18 protein-coding genes are annotated in these 16719 nt (G+C 59.3%); 10 read left to right on the top strand and 8 right to left on the bottom strand.

Features of this window, described 5'->3' with window-relative positions:
- Window positions 1–244: 244 nt before the first annotated feature.
- Together IV091_RS00085 and IV091_RS00090 are read right to left on the bottom strand one after the other, a co-directional pair.
- Window positions 245–553, bottom strand: coding sequence for a high-potential iron-sulfur protein (locus tag IV091_RS00085; protein WP_293463761.1), 309 nt, complete (start codon window positions 551–553; stop codon window positions 245–247).
- A 223-nt stretch (window positions 554–776) separates the two neighbouring features.
- A complete protein-coding gene (locus IV091_RS00090) occupies window positions 777–1235 on the bottom strand; it encodes a hypothetical protein (RefSeq protein WP_293463763.1) in 459 nt (152 codons plus the stop codon).
- Window positions 1236–1454: 219 nt separating this feature from the next.
- Between IV091_RS00090 and rpsP the strand changes: the two genes are divergently transcribed.
- From rpsP to IV091_RS00120, 6 genes are all read left to right on the top strand, one after another.
- Window positions 1455–1706: a 30S ribosomal protein S16 gene (gene rpsP, locus IV091_RS00095; RefSeq protein WP_293463766.1), complete on the top strand. Its 252-nt coding sequence runs from the start codon at window positions 1455–1457 to the stop codon at window positions 1704–1706.
- A gap of 14 nt (window positions 1707–1720) precedes the next feature.
- Window positions 1721–2329: a ribosome maturation factor RimM gene (rimM, locus tag IV091_RS00100; RefSeq protein WP_293463769.1), complete on the top strand. Its 609-nt coding sequence runs from the start codon at window positions 1721–1723 to the stop codon at window positions 2327–2329.
- Between the two features lie 65 nt (window positions 2330–2394).
- Window positions 2395–3183: a tRNA (guanosine(37)-N1)-methyltransferase TrmD gene (gene trmD, locus IV091_RS00105; RefSeq protein WP_293463772.1), complete on the top strand. Its 789-nt coding sequence runs from the start codon at window positions 2395–2397 to the stop codon at window positions 3181–3183.
- 132 nt (window positions 3184–3315) lie between these two features.
- Window positions 3316–3684: a 50S ribosomal protein L19 gene (gene rplS, locus IV091_RS00110; RefSeq protein ID WP_293463775.1), complete on the top strand. Its 369-nt coding sequence runs from the start codon at window positions 3316–3318 to the stop codon at window positions 3682–3684.
- A 77-nt stretch (window positions 3685–3761) separates the two neighbouring features.
- Window positions 3762–4472: a CoA pyrophosphatase gene (locus IV091_RS00115; protein ID WP_293463778.1), complete on the top strand. Its 711-nt coding sequence runs from the start codon at window positions 3762–3764 to the stop codon at window positions 4470–4472.
- Window positions 4473–4563: 91 nt separating this feature from the next.
- The gene (locus tag IV091_RS00120; protein WP_293463781.1) at window positions 4564–5586 is read left to right on the top strand and encodes a CobD/CbiB family protein; all 1023 of its coding nucleotides are present in this window, start codon (window positions 4564–4566) and stop codon (window positions 5584–5586) included.
- 23 nt (window positions 5587–5609) lie between these two features.
- Here IV091_RS00120 and rsgA read toward each other — a convergent pair whose 3' ends face one another.
- Genes rsgA through IV091_RS00135 form a run of 3 tightly spaced genes read right to left on the bottom strand, consistent with a single transcriptional unit; the run spans window position 5610 to window position 8184 of the window.
- A complete protein-coding gene (gene rsgA, locus IV091_RS00125) occupies window positions 5610–6581 on the bottom strand; it encodes a ribosome small subunit-dependent GTPase A (protein WP_293463783.1) in 972 nt (323 codons plus the stop codon).
- The gene (locus tag IV091_RS00130; RefSeq protein ID WP_293463786.1) at window positions 6578–6898 is read right to left on the bottom strand and encodes a 4a-hydroxytetrahydrobiopterin dehydratase; all 321 of its coding nucleotides are present in this window, start codon (window positions 6896–6898) and stop codon (window positions 6578–6580) included. The genes rsgA and IV091_RS00130 overlap by 4 nt, the downstream gene beginning before the upstream one ends.
- A complete protein-coding gene (locus tag IV091_RS00135; protein WP_293463789.1) occupies window positions 6895–8184 on the bottom strand; it encodes a M48 family metallopeptidase in 1290 nt (429 codons plus the stop codon). The genes IV091_RS00130 and IV091_RS00135 overlap by 4 nt, the downstream gene beginning before the upstream one ends.
- A gap of 35 nt (window positions 8185–8219) precedes the next feature.
- Between IV091_RS00135 and orn the strand changes: the two genes are divergently transcribed.
- Window positions 8220–8783 carry an oligoribonuclease gene (gene orn, locus IV091_RS00140; RefSeq protein WP_293463792.1) on the top strand — a complete coding sequence of 188 codons (564 nt, stop codon included), beginning with the start codon at window positions 8220–8222 and terminating at the stop codon, window positions 8781–8783.
- Window positions 8784–9163: 380 nt separating this feature from the next.
- On the top strand, window positions 9164–11116 hold the full coding sequence (locus tag IV091_RS00145; RefSeq protein WP_293463794.1) for a DEAD/DEAH box helicase: 1953 nt from the start codon (window positions 9164–9166) through the stop codon (window positions 11114–11116).
- A gap of 94 nt (window positions 11117–11210) precedes the next feature.
- On the opposite strand, the gene IV091_RS00150 is transcribed toward IV091_RS00145, so the two are convergent.
- Together IV091_RS00150 and IV091_RS00155 are read right to left on the bottom strand one after the other, a co-directional pair.
- A complete protein-coding gene (locus tag IV091_RS00150) occupies window positions 11211–12179 on the bottom strand; it encodes a tripartite tricarboxylate transporter substrate binding protein (RefSeq protein ID WP_293463797.1) in 969 nt (322 codons plus the stop codon).
- Window positions 12176–13096: an alpha/beta hydrolase gene (locus IV091_RS00155; RefSeq protein ID WP_293463800.1), complete on the bottom strand. Its 921-nt coding sequence runs from the start codon at window positions 13094–13096 to the stop codon at window positions 12176–12178. The genes IV091_RS00150 and IV091_RS00155 overlap by 4 nt, the downstream gene beginning before the upstream one ends.
- Before the next feature lie 483 nt (window positions 13097–13579).
- Between IV091_RS00155 and IV091_RS00160 the strand changes: the two genes are divergently transcribed.
- Window positions 13580–14479, top strand: a complete 900-nt coding sequence (locus tag IV091_RS00160) for an alpha/beta hydrolase (RefSeq protein WP_293463803.1) — start codon at window positions 13580–13582, stop codon at window positions 14477–14479.
- Window positions 14480–14504: 25 nt separating this feature from the next.
- Here the strand turns inward: IV091_RS00160 and IV091_RS00165 are convergent, their stop codons facing one another.
- Entirely contained in the window at window positions 14505–15482 is a 978-nt protein-coding gene (locus tag IV091_RS00165) for a GMP reductase (protein ID WP_293463806.1), read from the bottom strand.
- A gap of 285 nt (window positions 15483–15767) precedes the next feature.
- Here IV091_RS00165 and IV091_RS00170 point away from each other — a divergent pair.
- A partial coding sequence (locus IV091_RS00170) for a UvrD-helicase domain-containing protein (RefSeq protein WP_293463809.1) occupies window positions 15768–16719 on the top strand: 952 nt, incomplete at its 3' end.

Here is a 16719-nt window from a genome sequence, read left to right on the forward strand (position 1 = left end):
CCCGGCGGGCTTCGGCCGTGCGCTGGGGCGTTGCCGGCACCATCGTCTGGGCCTGCAGATCTTTTAAGTCCGGCCCGCTGGGGCGCACCTGGGGCGGCGTGTGGTCAGGCTGCAGTGTCGCCCTGAAAGAGGCAAAAAAAAGCGCAAACCAGGCCGTAGCCTGTCTGCGCATCGGGGTGCTTTTTAATGTTCCTGCGCTAACCGCAGCGTCTGGCCAAGCGGACGCCGCAGTGGCGCTAAAAAATCAGGCCTTTTTGGCCCAGGCGCTGCACCATGCTTTTGCGGACACTTGCTTGCCGGCAAACAGCGGGCATGCGCCAACGGGGTCGCCAGCTTTGGCCTGGTACAGGGCGCAGTTGGCGCAATTCTGGCCTGCGGCATATTTAGGGTACTTGGCCTTGTCAGCCTTGCTTGCGTCGTTCTTGTAGCCGAGTGCAATGGCTTGCGGATCGGTGTCCAGTACCATCGTCTGGGCAAAGGCCAGGCTGCCGGTGGCCAACGCACTGGCGCCGACAACGGAGTGAATGACAAAGGTTCTGCGGGTGGGGGTCATGATGGTTATCCTCGAAAATAAAACGGAAAAGCGCTGTTGGACACCCCTGAAAAAGGGTGCCTGGCTTCTCATGGCGAAGCAGTGAATGCGTGCCATGGAGAAGCTGTACTGGTCTGACCCTTGCGATCATTCCTGTACAAAAACCAGCTTATTTTTCGCTATCTCGCGCCAAAATATGCGCAATTAATTATATGGTCAAGGTGAAAAGTTCGGTTGCATCGCCTCATTGGCTTATTTTTCGGGCTTCTGCAACCTGGTGCTCGAAGTAGCGCTGAAAGCTGAAGGCAATGCTGGACATCAGGGAAATCGCCCCGAACAGCAAGGCGAAGACGATCGCGCCTATGGTGAGCCAGTTGGTGTTGCCGGCTGCCGCATCAGGCATCGCCGGATTGTGTTGCGCATTCCATTTTTCAGGCGGCATCAGACCATAGTAGATGGCGGTCAGTGCGGTCCCCGCCAGTGTGAAGCCCAGCAGGGGAATCAAAAACCAGGCCAGTTGATCGTCCTGGCCATACATCCGGACGCGCTCCACGCCCCACCAGCCCAAGGCTGCGGCGATCGGATGCATCCATGCCCAAATGTCGCCAAGACCAAACAGGTAGAGGCGATGCAGCCCCAGTTGGCCGCCTATGAAGGCTAGCCAGGTGGCCGCGGTTTTATTTTTCGTCGAAGGTGCGTGCATGCGGGGATTATGGTGCGAAGTGTTGAAGGCCTGGGTGCGTGATCCGGGCGGCGCATCCGCCCGGCGAGCAGTTATGTCGCCTGGTTTGGGGAAAGGACCTGTACACCGGGCTATAATCGCAGGCTTTGCAGCAATTCGCTGGCCGGGTGGCCATGTCGTGTGTCTCAAGCGCTGCAAATATAGTGGGGTGTTTTTACCCCACCACCCGAAGGAATAATTATGGTCGTCATCCGACTTTCACGCGGCGGTTCCAAGCATCGTCCTTTTTTCAACATTGTTGTGGCTGACAAGCGCGTCCGCCGCGATGGCCGTTTCATCGAACGCATCGGTTTTTACAACCCGATTGCCAAAGGTGGCGAAGAAGGTCTGCGCATCATGCAAGACCGTTTGACCCACTGGGTTGGTGTTGGCGCCCAGGCGTCCCCAACCGTTGAGCGCCTGATCAAGCAGGGCGCCGCCAAGGCTGCCTGATTTCCAGCGTTCTGATGTCGTCCGGTCCTTCATCGTCAACAGGCTTGACGCCTGCAAGCCTGCCTGCTGATGCGATTGAAGTCGGGCGCATTCTGGATGCATGGGGTGTCAAGGGCTGGGTGAAAATCCTGCCGCACAGCACCGATCCAGAAGCACTTTTTTCAGCCAAGTCCTGGTTTCTTCAAGCACCTGAGGCCAAATTCCGTCCGGGATTCTCCCTGTTTTCCGGCACGGTCTCCATCAGCGTCGAAGAAGCCAAAAATCACTCGGGTTCGGTGGTTGCCAAATTTGGCGGCCTCGATGACCGCAATGCGGCTGAAGCCTTGCGGGGCGTGCGCATCTTTTTGCCGCGCAGCAGCTTCCCGGCTGCATCCCAGGACGAATATTACTGGGTCGATCTGATCGGCCTGAACGTGGTCAATCGCGAGGGTGTCGACCTCGGTTGTGTCCGCGACTTGATGGCCACCGGTCCGCATTCGGTGCTCTGCGTAGAATACACCGATGTCCAGGAAGATGGCGCAAGCGCCAAGGCTGAACGCATGATCCCGTTTGTCTCGGCCTACGTGGACGCGGTCGATATTGCCGGAAAACGTATTACCGTTGACTGGCAACCCGACTACTGAAGTAGTCAAGGCTGTATCAGCGCAGATTGCCCTGATACCGGCCCTGCGCGCAAAATGGCATCCTTATGCGCTTTGATGTCATTACCCTATTTCCCGAGCTTTTCGGCCCATTTCTGACGAGTGGCGTCACCCGCCGTGCCTATGAGGCCGGCCTGGTGGATGTCAAACTCTGGAACCCCCGCGATTTTGCCGATGGTAGCTATCGGCGCGTGGACGATCGACCGTTTGGCGGTGGCCCCGGCATGGTGATGATGGCTGAACCGCTCACCTTGTGCCTGGAAAGCATTCGGGCCAGTCGCCAGGCGGATGCCGCCTGCGGTAATGTTTCGGCGCCTGTCGTTCTTTTTTCGCCGATTGGCCAGGTCCTGAACCATGCCCGCGTGGAGCAATGGTCCGCCAGCAGCGGGGCGGTGCTGATTTGTGGCCGCTATGAAGGCCTGGACCAGCGGTTTATCGATACCTATGTCGATTGCCAGATCAGCCTCGGTGATTTTGTGTTGTCGGGCGGGGAGATCGCCGCCATGGCGCTGCTGGACGCCGTGGCACGCCTGCAGCCCGGCGTCCTCAATGACGAGGGGAGCCACCAGATGGACAGTTTTAATCCGGCGCTCGATGGGTTGCTGGATTGCCCGCACTACACCCGGCCGGAAGTCTGGCGCGGCCAGCCCGTACCGCCCATCCTGATGTCCGGCAACCATGCGCGTATTGAGCGCTGGCGGCGCGAAGAGCGTCTGGCCCTGACCCAGCGCAATCGCCCTGAACTGGTTCAAAGCGCCCGAACAGCCGGCCACTTGAGCACAGCTGACGAGACTTTTTTGGCGGATCTTATTGAAAATCCGGATCAGGACGCCTGAATTGCTATAATCAAAGGCTTTTCGATCCTCTGGCGGCCACTGCAACCATCCGATACCGCGTCAGCGTGAATCCATGGAATTGCGGTCTTTAGCGTAGCGCGTGAATGAACGAAAAAATTTGATGGAAAAATTATGAATCTGATCCAAATTCTTGAGCAGGAAGAAATTGCCCGCTTGAACAAAACCATTCCTGTTTACGCGCCTGGCGACACCGTCATCGTGAGCGTGAACGTGGTTGAAGGTACACGCAAGCGTCTGCAGGCGTTTGAAGGCGTCGTGATTGCCAAGCGCAATCGCGGCCTGAACTCCAGCTTCATCGTTCGCAAAATCTCCAATGGAGAAGGCGTCGAGCGCACCTTCCAGGTCTACAGCCCGCTGATCGCCAAGATCGAAGTCAAGCGCCGTGGTGATGTACGTCGCGCCAAGCTGTACTACCTGCGTAGCCGCAGTGGCAAGTCGGCGCGTATCAAGGAAAAGCTGGGCGCCAGAAAAGTTGCATAAAAGCAGTTGACGCCCCCAGGAAGCCGCCCCATGTAAATGCCGGGCGGCTTTTTTATTGCCGCAATGCTTTAAAACTCATGAAATTTACCAAGCCGTTGCCGGTTTTTGATCCCCGAAGCATCCCTGTGCTGGGCGTGGATGGCCACTTGGCCGACGTGGCGCGTGAGCGCCTGACGCCGCAAGCCTTGCGTGAACGGTTCCGCACGCCGCCGGTCTGGACGCCCGAGCACAGCGTGGAAAAGAAATTTGGAGACCGGCAGCCGGCGCTTGCGGCTGTGCTCTTGCCGTTGGTGATGCGCGACGAGCTTACCTTGCTGCTGACGGAGCGGACCCTCAACCTCAGGGCGCATTCGGGCCAGATTGCCTTTCCCGGCGGCCGCACCGACGAATCCGACGTCGATGCTGTGGATACGGCACTGCGGGAGGCGCACGAGGAAATCGGTTTGCCGCGGGCGCATGTCGAGGTGCTCGGCACCTTGCCCACTTATGTCACGGGCACGGCCTTTATCGTCACCCCGGTGGTTGCCCTCGTGACACCCGGCTTCGTGCTGAAGCCCAACCCCGATGAGGTGGCCGATATTTTTGAAGTGCCTCTCGGGTATTTGATGAACCCTGCCCATCACCGTCGGCATGAAATGGAATTCGACGGCGTGACACGCCAGTGGCTTTCCATGCCCTACACCGACGCTCTGGACGAGATGGATCGCGGGGCGGCTGCGCGGGAACGTTACATATGGGGCGCAACGGCCGGAATGCTTCGCAATTTTTATCGCTTTTTGAGCGCTTAGGCCAGCGCATGCCCCGAGGCAGGCGGCCCTTGGTCCATGGGCTGGGCAAACAAAGCGGGTGTGATGACGTCAGACGCCGTTATGATTTGCCATGAGCTTTTTTGCCGTTTTGTTTGCACTCATTCTTGAACAGGCCCGTCCACTGGCACGTGGCAACTGGGTTCATGTCGGCTTTCGGGGCTGGGCGCGCTGGGCCAGTCGTAATCTGGATACCGGCAAGCCGCATCACGGGTGGATTGCATGGACGGCTGCAGTAGCGGTTCCGGCGCTGGTCACGCTGCTGGTTCACTGGCTGCTCCTGCGCGTGAGTGTTTTGCTGGCTTTTGCATGGAGTGTGGCTATTTTGTATGTCACCCTGGGGTTCCGCCAGTTCAGCCATTATTTCACCGACATTCGCGATGCGCTGGACGACGGTGACGAGGCCACGGCGCGCGAGTTGCTGGCGCAATGGCGCAATGTCGATGCCAGTGAATTGCCGCGCAGTGAAATTGTCCGGCACGTGATTGAATACTCGGTACTCGCCGCCCACCGCCATGTGTTTGGTGTATTGGGCTGGTTTTCAGTGCTGGCCGCGTTGGGTCTGGGACCTGCCGGTGCGGTGCTGTACCGCATGAGCGAGTTTGTGGCGCGTTACTGGGTTCACAAAAGCAAATTCCCGGGGGAGGGCGCCAGTCCGGCCCTCCAGGGGGTCGCCACCCGGGCATGGGGCATGATTGATTTTGTTCCCGCCCGCGCCACGGCACTTGGATTTGCCGTCGTGGGTAGTTTTGAGGACGCCATTGATTCGTGGCGCCATTACACCCAGCGCTTTGCGGCCAATGCCCCCGCAGCCTCCGAAAACCGCAACGATGGCGTGATTCTCGCGGCGACTTCGGGTGCGGTGAATGTAAGGCTGGGCGGCGAAGCGCTCAAGGCGGCAGTCCCGGCCGACGTAGCCTTGCAGGGGTTTCCGGCTGGGGAGCCAGAAGCGGATGACCGGGCTTCTACAGAATCCACGCCGGGCCGGGCGCCTGAAGTGTCTCATCTGCGCAGCATTGTGGGACTGGTGTGGCGTTCTGTCGTGCTCTGGATGGCGCTGCTCGCACTTCTGACCCTGGCGCGCCTGCTGGGTTGATGGGGCGAGTCACCCCACGCGTTTCAGTACCGTGTTTGCGACAGTTCGGCAAACAGTTCGCTGTACAAACGATAACGGCTTGCGCCAATACTGCTGGGCCTGTCGGTCACCTTGACCTCTGAGATCACACCGCAGCCGGGCTCGTGCAAATGCGTGCAGTTGTAGAACTTGCAATCCTGCGCATGTGCCTTGAAGTCGGGCATGAGGTTGGCCAGCTGCATCGGTTCAATGTGGTTCAGGCCAAACTCCTGAAAACCCGGCGAATCAATCAGCGCGGTGGTTCTTGCTTCATCAACCCAGTACAGCGTGGTGCTGGTGGTGGTGTGTTTTCCGGAGTTCAGGGCTTGGGAGATTTCCGCCGTCAGCACCTTTGCCTGCGGCACCAGCAGATTGGTCAGGCTGCTTTTCCCTGCGCCTGAAGGGCCCAGCACCAGGGTCTTTTTGCCGCGCATCAACTCCATCAGTTCGGCCGGCTGCGTGTCACTGGGCGCGCCCGTGCCGGTTTTGGGCTTGATCGCAAGCGGCAGCATCTGGTAGCCCATGGCGCGGTAGGGTGCCAGCTTGGCCCAGGCGCGTCCGAACGGTTCGGCCAGGTCGCTCTTGTTAAGCGCAATGATGGGCGTGATGCGTTCGGCTTCAGCGGCAATCAGCGCCCGCGTCAGCTGGCTTTCCGAAAATTCGGGTTCTGCTGCGATCAGGATCAGGACCTGGTCCAGATTGGCGGCAAATGACTTGGTGCGCATCTCGTCCTGCCGGTAAAACAGGTTGCTGCGCTCTTCAATTTTCTCCAGCGTGCCTTCGTCCTGCGACGGCAGCCAGCGCACGCGGTCACCGACCAGCGCCTGGTTTTTCTTGCCACGTGGGTGGCAGATCAGGCGCTGGCCGGATTCGGTTTCAACCAGTACATGGCGGCCAAAACTGGCGACGACCAAACCGGGCTGCGTGCCAGAGACCGGGGCCGCGCTCGCGCGCCCTTGTTGCGCCGGTTTGCTCAAACCAGCAAGGCGTCAACCTTGGACGCACAGAAAAAGTCACTGACGGAAATGCCGTTCACATCGTGGGTGTTGAAGCGAACCGTGCATTTGCTGAAGCGCACCGACAGATCCGGATGATGGTCTTCGGCATTAGCAATAAACGCCACGGCATTGACAAAGCCCATGGTTTCGTAAAAGTTCTTGAAGTTGAAGGTTTTTTCAAGTGCGCCGTCCATCAGTCGCCAGCCCAGCGGCTGCTCGCCGTTGAGCTTGGTCAGCTGCGTGACAATTTCCGTGGCGCTCAAGGCGCGGCGGTTTTGATGAATCGGGTTGCTCATGGCGCGGTGCTTTCGACCAAAGGGGTTATGCGTCCCAGCCGCTCGGAGGCGGGTGGGTGGGAGTAGTAAAACTTCACGAACAAAGGATCGGGCGTGAGGGTGCTTGCGTTGTCCTGGTAGAGCTTGAGCAGGGCGCTTTGCAGGTCCTTGCCGTCCGTTTGCGAGATGGCGTAGGCGTCGGCCTCGAATTCATGCTTGCGTGAGAACTGGGCAAACACGGGTGAGATGAAAAAGCTGAAAAGCGGCACCACCAGCAAAAACAGCAGCAAGGCCAGCGCGTCGTTGGCGCCCGCCAGGTTCGGCTGAACGCCCAGCCCGGTGTAGAACCACACCTGGGACGACAGCCAGCCCAGCAGCGCAAAGCCGACCAGGCTCATGGCAAACATCGACACGATGCGCTTGATGATGTGCTTGTGCTTGAAGTGGCCCAGCTCGTGCGCCAGCACCGCATCCACTTCGCCCGGGTTCAGCTGTTTGAGCAGGGTGTCGTAAAACACCACGCGCTTGGCGGCGCCAAAACCCGTGAAGTACGCGTTGGCGTGCGCCGAGCGCTTGCTGCCGTCCATCACGAACAAGCCTTTGGCGGCAAAGCCGCAGCGCTGCATCAGGGCCGTCACCCGCGCCTTAAGGGCCTCGTCGTCCAGCGGTTTGAATTTATTGAACAGCGGCGCAATCACGGTGGGAAAGAGCACCAGCGCCAGCAGGTTGAAACCCATCCACACCGCCCACGCCCACAGCCACCACAAGCTGCCGGCGCTGCCCATCAGCCACAGGATCAGAGTCACGATGGGCAGGCCGATCACGGCGCCTACCAGGGTGGACTTGACCAGGTCGGCCAGCCAGAGCTTGAGCGTCATTTTGTTAAAGCCGAAGCGTTCTTCCAGCCGGAAGGTGCTGTACAGCGTGAAGGGCAGGTCCAGCAGGCCACTGATCACGCCGAACGCCGCCAGCAGGGCCAATTGCGGTAGCAGGCTGCCGTAATTGGCCAGGAATGAAGCCAGCAGCGCCTGGTTCAGCGCATCCAGGCCGCCCAGCAGCGTCCAGCCCAGCAGCAGCGCGGTGCCAAAAGCCGTTTCCAGCATGCCCAGGCGCGCCTTGGCAATGGTGTAGTCGGCCGCCTTCTGGTGCGAAGGCAGCGCAATGGTGGCGGCAAAGGCGGCCGGCACGTTGTCCCGGTGCCGCGCCACGTGGCGTATTTGCCGCGACGTCAGGTAGAACCGGGTGATCACCCCCAGCACCAGAACGGCTGAAAACAGCAGGGTAAAGACAAGTGAATAATCAAGCATCCTGAAGAGTTTAGGCTATCGGCGAGAATCGCAAGATGCCTGAAATTGAACCCCCTCTTAAAAAATCAGACCAGAACCTGGTCTGGCTGGACTGCGAAATGACCGGCCTGGACCCGGAAAAGGAACGCGTGATCGAAATTGCCGTGATCGTCACCGGTCCGCAACTCACGCCGCGCATTGAAGGCCCGGTGCTGGTCATCCACCAGTCCGACGAACTGCTGGGACTGATGGACAAATGGAACAAAGGCACCCACGGCCGCAGCGGGCTGATCGAGAAGGTCAAGGCCAGTAGCGTGACCGAGGAAGATGCCCAGGCGCAAATGCTGGCATTTTTGGCCAAGTATGTGCCCAAGGGCACGACGCCCATGTGCGGCAACTCGATTGGACAGGACAGGCGCTTTCTGGCCAAGTACATGCCCAAGCTGGAGGCGTTTTTTCATTACCGCAACGTCGATGTCAGCACCTTCAAGGAGTTGGCCAAGCGCTGGCGTCCGGATGTCTATAGCGGATTCAAGAAGCGCCAGATGCACACGGCACTGGCCGATGTGAACGAGTCCATCGACGAGATGGAGCACTACCGCAAGCATTTTTTAAAGTGATATTTAGACGATTCTGGCCATTCGCCCAATGCCTTTAAGGGCTAATTGCTACTTTATTAATAGCGTTTTGATCTCGTTGCGACGCCTTGCGGGCGCGCTGCAAGGCGTTTTCTTGTGTAAAGACTAGTAGAAACCCGCAAACCGTGCCATAATCATGGGCTTGCAGTTGCACACCGTGCATTGCATTTGTACATCTACCTCACACTTTTGGACTCTATTTTCAGAGTCACCGCATCAGGGCAATTCTGTTCCTGATCCGTATATTCGTTTGATGGTTGATGTTTTATTAACCATGAACGAAGCCTTCTGCATCGCGGGAGGTGGAGTTTCCTGTTTCTTTGCCAAAAACAAAGCTGACAGGGGATTAGTGAGAAAAAAACATGACTGACTCTTTTGAGACGCGCGGCGACTTTGCGCCTGAAATTACCGAAACCATTGCTGACCTGGACATCCACGTGATTCCAGACTTCTCTTCTGACGAGCCTGTTGCTGTCGCAACCTCGCTGGAAGCCGTGATCGCCGAGCCTAATGGCTTTGTGAAACTTGGCCTGGCCAAGGAACTGCTGCAAGCCGTGGCCGACATGGGTTTTACCCAGCCGACCGCCGTGCAGATGGCGACCATCCCCAAGGCCATGCAAGCCCTGGATGCCGACCCTAAAGCGCCAAAATTCACCGATCTGCTGGTTTCCAGCCAGACCGGTAGCGGCAAAACCGCTGCGTTCCTGTTGCCCGTGCTGCACACCCTGCTCAAGCAACAAGAAGAAGCCGAGCGTTTTGAGCGTGCCGAATTCGAACGCCTGAGCGCCGAAGCCGTTGCCCGCGGCGAAGCGCCTTTGAAAAAGCCAAAGCGTAAAGACCCGACCAACATGCGCAACTTCAAGGCCGCCACCCCTGGCGCCCTGATCCTGTGCCCCACGCGTGAGCTGGCCCAACAGGTCTGCGCCGATGCGATTGATCTGGTGCGCCATTGCCGCGGCCTGCGCGTTGCCAACGTGGTGGGTGGCATTCCTTACCAGCTGCAAATTGCCAAGCTGCAAAACGCCGACCTCGTGGTGGCCACACCCGGCCGTCTTCTCGATTTGCAGCGCAGCATGCAGATCAAGCTCGACCAGGTCCAATTCCTGGTGGTTGACGAAGCCGACCGCATGCTGGACCTCGGCTTTGCCGACGACCTGACCGAAGTCAACCAGCTCACCATCGAGCGCAAGCAGACCATGATGTTCAGCGCCACGTTTGCGCCGCGCATCATGCAACTGGCGACCCGCGTCATGCGCCAGCCCCAGCGTGTCGAAATCGACTCGCCGCACGAAAAGCATGCATCGATCACGCAGTCGCTGCTGTGGGCCGACAACATGACCCACAAGCGCAAGCTGCTGGACCACTGGCTGCGTGACACCACCATCAACCAGGCGATCGTTTTTGCCTGCACGCAGGTGGAGTGTGACGGCCTGGCCAATGACCTGGTGCAAGAAGGCTTTAGCGCCGTGGCGCTGCATGGCGCCTTGGGCCAGGGCCTGCGCAATCGTCGCCTGATGGCTTTCCGTGATGGCCGCGTGCAGATTCTGGTCGCTACCGACGTGGCTGCCCGTGGTCTGGACGTTCCGACCATCACGCACGTCATCAACTACGGCCTGCCGATGAAAGCCGAAGACTATGTGCACCGCATTGGCCGTACCGGCCGTGCCGGCCGCGAAGGTCAGGCGATCACGATCGCCGAATTCCGCGACCGCCGCAAGATCCAGGACATCGAGCACTATACCCAGCAAAACCTCAAGGCCAGCGTGATTGCCGGTCTGGAGCCGCAGCAGCGTTTCGCACCGACTTCCGAGCGCCCACGTGGCAATTTCGGCGGTGGTCGTGATGACCGTGGTGGCGGCCGCAGCTTCGGCGGCGGCGGTGGCGACCGTGGTGGTTTTGCGGGCCGCAAGCCTGCCGGTGGCGGCTATGGTGGCGGTTCAGGTGGTGGCAATGCAGGAAGTTTTGGCGGTAATTCCGGTGGCGGCTTCGGCGGCAACCGTGATGACCGCGGCGGCTCCTTCCAGGGCCGTCCTCCAGCACCACAGGGCAATGCCTATGCGGACCGTTCGGGCTTCAATGACCGCAACTCGCGCCGTCCGGACGACCGTGGTTTTGGCAACAACAACGCCGGCTTTGCTCCGCGTGAAGACCGCAACTTTGGCGGCGGCAACGAAGGCTTTGCGCCTCGTGGTGATTTTGCCAACCGCAAGCCCGCATTTGCAAAGCCGGCATTTGCCAAGCCAGCTGGCAAGGTGTTTGTCCCGCGTGACGCCGCTAAAAATGCCGGTAAATTTTCCAAGCAGCCGCGTGACTGATCTCCCGTGCTGAGTCAACGCTGACCGGCAAAATAAAAGCCGCTGCAAACCGAAAGGGTTGCAGCGGCTTTTTTAATGCCCCGTGCCGGCCGGATCACTCCAGCTTGATGCCTGTGTCCTTGATCACCTTGGCCCATCGCGTCATATCCTTGGCCATGTAGTCCGCCATGGCTTCGGGGGTTGATGGCGTCGGCTCCACGCCAGCGTCGTAAAGCGCTTTCTGGGTATCCGGTGCGCTCATGACCTTGGCGATTTCGCCGTTGAGCCGCATCACGATGTCCTTGGGGGTGCCCGCAGGCGCCAGCAATGCCAGCCAGACCGACGCTTCGTAGCCCGGCACGCCGGCCTCCTGCATGGTCGGCACGTCCGGCAACTGCGGTATGCGTTTGGCCGTGGTCACGGCCAGCGCCCTGAGGCGGCCCTGCGGCACCTGCGACAGCGCATTGGGAACGCCCGCAAAGCTGCTTTCGACCACGCCAGCGACCAGGTCGGTCGCAGCGGCGCCGCTTCCCCGGTAGGGCACATGCTTGAGCGGCGCGCCGGTCATCGACGCAAACAGCCCGCCCATCAGGTGTTGCGAGCTGCCGTTGCCTGAGGAAGCGTAGTGGATGGTGTCAGGCGCGGCCTTGGCCAGCGTCACCAGTTCCTGCACGTTGCGCGCCGGCAACTTGGGGTTGACCAGCAGCACATACGGCGAGTCCACCAGCTTGGAGATCACCGTGAAGCTTTTGATCGGATCGTAAGGCATGTTTTTGTAAATGGACGGGCTGATCACATGGGTGGTCGAAACCATCACCAGCGTGTAGCCGTCGGGCGCAGCCTTGGCGACGAAGTCCGTGCCGATGGTGGAGCCAGCTCCGGCCTTGTTTTCAACCACAAACTGCTGGCCCATAGCCACCGACAGCTTTTGCCCCAGGATGCGGGCCACCACATCGGTAAAGCCTCCTGGTGCAAAAGGAACGATCAATTTCACTGGCCGCGTTGGATAGGCCTGTGCAAACGCCGCGCCCGAAACCAGGGACAGCCCGCAGGCCAGTACCACCGAGTTGAGTAGTGCTTTCATGATTCCCCTTTGTATGCCGGTTCTGGCAGTGTAAAAAAGCTGTGCAAAATGTGATAAACCATCATGTAGTTCTTTTGCTGGAAGCTGGCGTGCGAGATGCCCCGCATGACGCTGAACTGCTTGTTCATGTTGGGGAGTTGCAGGAAAAACTGGATCAGGTCATCCATGCCCGCAATGCCGTCGTATTCGCCGCGCAAAATAATGCACGGCACCGGCAGGTTCTTCGGGTCCACCAAAGGCAGCCGCGAGCACATGTCCACATAGGTGCCGGTGGGCATGGAGTCGTCCAGGGTCAGGATGGCGTCGGCAAACGCATTGACGGTGTTTTCGTCCGCAGCGCCGGGATGGTCGCGCTGAAAAATACTGTGCACGAATGCGCGGTCTATGGGACGGCGGTTTTTGGCCAGGAACTCAGGCAGTTTTTTCTTGCGCTGATCCAGGGTGTGGCTGCCTTCGCCTGTCCAGACAAAGGCGTCCAGGGCCAGCTTGGAGACCCGTTCGGGGTGCCGCTCGGTAAACAGGGCCGCTTTCAGCGCACCGGAAGAAATGCCGTACATGAGCAGTGATTCGGCGCCGGTTTGCTTGAGTATGTATTCGCTGCCCGCAGCCAGGTCGTCGGCACCGTTGCTGATGTCGAAATTGATGTCGCGGTGCTTGTCAGAGCGGCCGTAGCCTTCGTTGTCCATGGTCCAGGTGTCAAAGCCCTGGTCGCAAAACCAGTCCATGGCCGATGAATAGGGGCGCCCTGGCACAGCCAGGTCAAACGTCGGTTGCGATGCCATGGATGAACCATGGACAAAAAACACGGTGCCTGCAAAAGGCACGTTGAGCGAGGCTTTTTTCTCCCATAAAAAAAGTTTGACATCGCCTTTTTGGGTCCAGTGTTCAATACCGCCCGTCCACGTCACCTTACTCATCAAAAATCTCCTGTTTTAATGGCGCTGCACAGCGCCTGGTCCGTGCTTGAAGGCCTGCGCCTTGAAGCGTCTTGAAAAAAGTGCTGAAAAAACGCACGCAAACCGGTTTCAGAGCACGCCTGCCTGTCTTGGTCCATGTCATGAAGAAGTGGCATTAGTGGCAACGCGCAAAATTTTTTCCTATGGTTCTGGTTGTCGATGCGTGGCAGTTTTTCTTCGCTGTACCGGTGTCCTGAATGAGACCGTAATTTCAACCAAAACCATCCAATAGTCAACCAAATAAGACGGGAAAATGCCGGGAGTTCGGGAAAACACCAACGGAACAAGGGTTTGCCCGCCCCATTTTTCTTAAACCAATTAGGCCCAATGTAGAAATTATTACGTCTTCAAAACCAAATTGGTATCATCAAGGCAATTGCACGCGTCAATTCATGGACTGGTTCTCATGTAAAAAAGGTACCTGGAAAAATGAAGAAAGCACGCATGAACAGTCTCGCCGCAAATTTGGACCCCCAGTGGCTGGACCGCATGTACAACAACCGGGCGCTGGTGCCGGACCATGCTGATTACTTCAGCCGCTGGGATCTGGAATCCCGGCGGGTACGCAACAGCCAGCCTTGTCTGCTGGACGTGCCCTACGGCCAGGGGCCGGCCGAAACGCTCGATGTGTTTCCTGCCACCATGTCCGGCCGCAGTCCGGCGGACGCGGCCGGCGCGCCTGTGCTGGTGTTCATCCATGGCGGCTACTGGCGTTCGCTGGACAAGGCTGACCATTCATTTGTGGCGCCCGCATTTGCAGAGGCTGGCGCCTGCGTGGTGGTGCCCAACTATGGCTTGTGCCCGGCGGTGCGCATTCCCGACATCACGCTCCAGATGGTGCGGGCGCTGGCATGGACCTGGCGCCATATTGGCGCGCATGGTGGCGATCCCCGCCGCATCACCGTGGTCGGTCATTCGGCCGGCGGCCATCTGGCGGCCATGCTGCTGACCTGCAACTGGCCCGCCTATGCGCCTGATCTGCCGACCGATCTGCTGAAAAATGCCTTGTCGATTTCAGGCTTGTACGACCTGGCGCCCATGCTGCACACCCCATTTTTGAAGGACTCGTTGCGACTCACGCCAGCGCAGGTGCGACGGGTCAGCCCGGCCGGGCTGCCCCGGCCGCGCAAGGGCACGCTGTACAGCGTGGCGGGCGGCAGCGAGAGCGCCGAGTTCTTGCGCCAAAACCAATTGATCCAGCAGGCCTGGGGCAAGAAAACCGTGCCGGTCTGCGAGACCCTGGACGGGCTGAATCACTTCAGCGTGCTGGAGGCCCTGGTCCAGCCTGTGCATCGGCTGCACCAGCTGGCTTTGGCCTTGTTGGGGAAGCCCACAACGCCATAAGGGCATAACGCCCGTCGCTGGCCGCTCAGATCAGCAGGTCTTCGTTCGCGTTCTTGCCGCCCAGCACCACGTAGTTGACCTTGCGGATGTCCATCAGCCTGGTGCCGCCTGAATAGCTGATCGCGCTCTGGATGTCTTCTTCCATTTCACGCAGCGTATCGACCAGTTTGCCCTTGATCGGCTCCAGGATGCGCTTGCCTTCGACATGCTTGTACTCGCCTTTGTTGAAGTCCGAGGCGCTGCCGTAGTATTCCTTGAACAGCTTGCCGTCGACTTCCACGGTCTGGCCCGGGCTTTCTTCCAGACCGGCCAGCATCGCGCCAATCATGACCATGGTCGCGCCAAAGCGGATGGACTTGGCGATGTCGCCATGTTCGCGTATGCCGCCGTCGGCAATGATGGGCTTGGTTGCCACGCGCGCGCACCACTTGAGCGCCGACAACTGCCAGCCGCCGGTGCCAAAGCCGGTCTTCATCTTGGTGATGCAGACCTTGCCCGGACCAATGCCCACCTTGGTCGCGTCAGCGCCCCAGTTTTCCAGGTCAATCACGGCTTCGGGCGTGGCCACGTTGCCGGCAATCACAAACGATGCGGGCAGCTTTTTCTTCAGGTAGCCGATCATCTTTTGCACCGTATCGGCGTGGCCGTGCGCAATGTCAATCGTGATGTAGTCAGGCGCCAGGCCTTCGGCCACCAGCTGGTCCACCGTGTCGTAGTCGGGCTGCTTCACACCCAGCGAAATCGAGGCGTACACGCCCCTGGCTTTCATGCTGCGCACAAACTGGAGGTTGTCCAGGTCGAAGCGGTGCATCACATAGAAATAGCCGTTTTGGGCCATCCAGACGCAAATGTCCTCATTGACTACCGTTTTCATGTTGGCCGGCACCACCGGAATGCGGAACGTGCGGCTGCCCAGCGTCACACCCGCATTGCATTCCGAGCGGCTTTCCACGCGGCATTTGCGCGGCAGCAGCAGGATGTTGTCGTAGTCGAATATTTCCATGTCGTCCAAGCTCCTTCAAGGCTGTTGATGAACAGGAGGCGCTTGGATTGGTCCGGCTGGTGTTGGCAGGGCTGCGCCCCGCGAAGGGGATTCGCCAACAAAAAACCGGGCGCAATTGCTTGGGCCCGGTGCGCGATTTTAGGCGCCTGCGCACCGTGCGCGCATGGCGCGGACCGTATAGCCCTTATATGGGCCGGCCGATCCCGCGCCCGTGCGCCATGGCGCCATCACACAAGCCAAATGGCGGGGCATAAAAAGGTTTCATCAGGGTTTCTACAATAGGGAATGTTCTCAGAAGTCGCGCCAAGCTCCCCCCTCTTGCAAAATCTTAATCCGGAGCAACTGGCTGCGGTGACTTTGCCCGCCACCCACGCCCTGATTCTCGCCGGGGCCGGTTCCGGCAAAACCCGGGTGCTCACCACCCGCATTGCCTGGCTGCTGCAAACCGGCCAGGTCTCGCCCGGCGGCATTTTGGCCGTCACCTTCACCAACAAGGCGGCCAAGGAAATGCTGGTGCGGCTGTCCGCCATGCTGCCCGTCAATGTGCGCGGCATGTGGATTGGCACCTTTCACGGGCTGTGCAACCGTTTTTTGCGGGCGCACTACAAGCTGGCCAATTTGCCCCAGAGCTTTCAGATCCTCGACACGCAAGACCAGTTATCGGCCATCAAGCGGCTGTGCAAGCAGTTCAATGTCGATGATGAGCGCTTTCCGCCCAAGCAGCTGATGCGCTTTATTGCCGGCTGCAAGGAAGACGGCCAGCGCGCCAGGGATCTGCCGGTGCGCGACGAGGAAAGCCGTAAAAAAGCGGAAATCTACGCGTTGTATGAAGACCAGTGCCAGCGCGAAGGCGTGGTGGATTTTGGCGAGTTGATGCTGCGCAGCTATGAGCTGCTGCGTGACAACCCCCCGATCCGCGAACATTACCAGCGGCGCTTTCGCCACATCCTGATTGACGAGTTTCAGGACACCAACAAGCTGCAATACGCCTGGATCAAGATGCTGGCCGGGCAGGGCGATGATGCCGTGCCGTCCATGCCCGGCGGCTCGGTGGTGGCCGTGGGGGATGACGACCAGAGTATTTACGCCTTTCGCGGCGCGCGCGTGGGCAACATGGCCGACTTTGTGCGCGAGTTTCAGGTCACGCACCAGATCAAGCTGGAGCGCAATTACCGAAGTTTTGGCAACATCCTGGATTCGGCCAACGAGCTGATCAGCCACAACAGCAAGCGGCTCG

Source organism: Polaromonas sp. (assembly GCF_018780625.1).
Classification (GTDB): domain Bacteria; phylum Pseudomonadota; class Gammaproteobacteria; order Burkholderiales; family Burkholderiaceae_C; genus Polaromonas.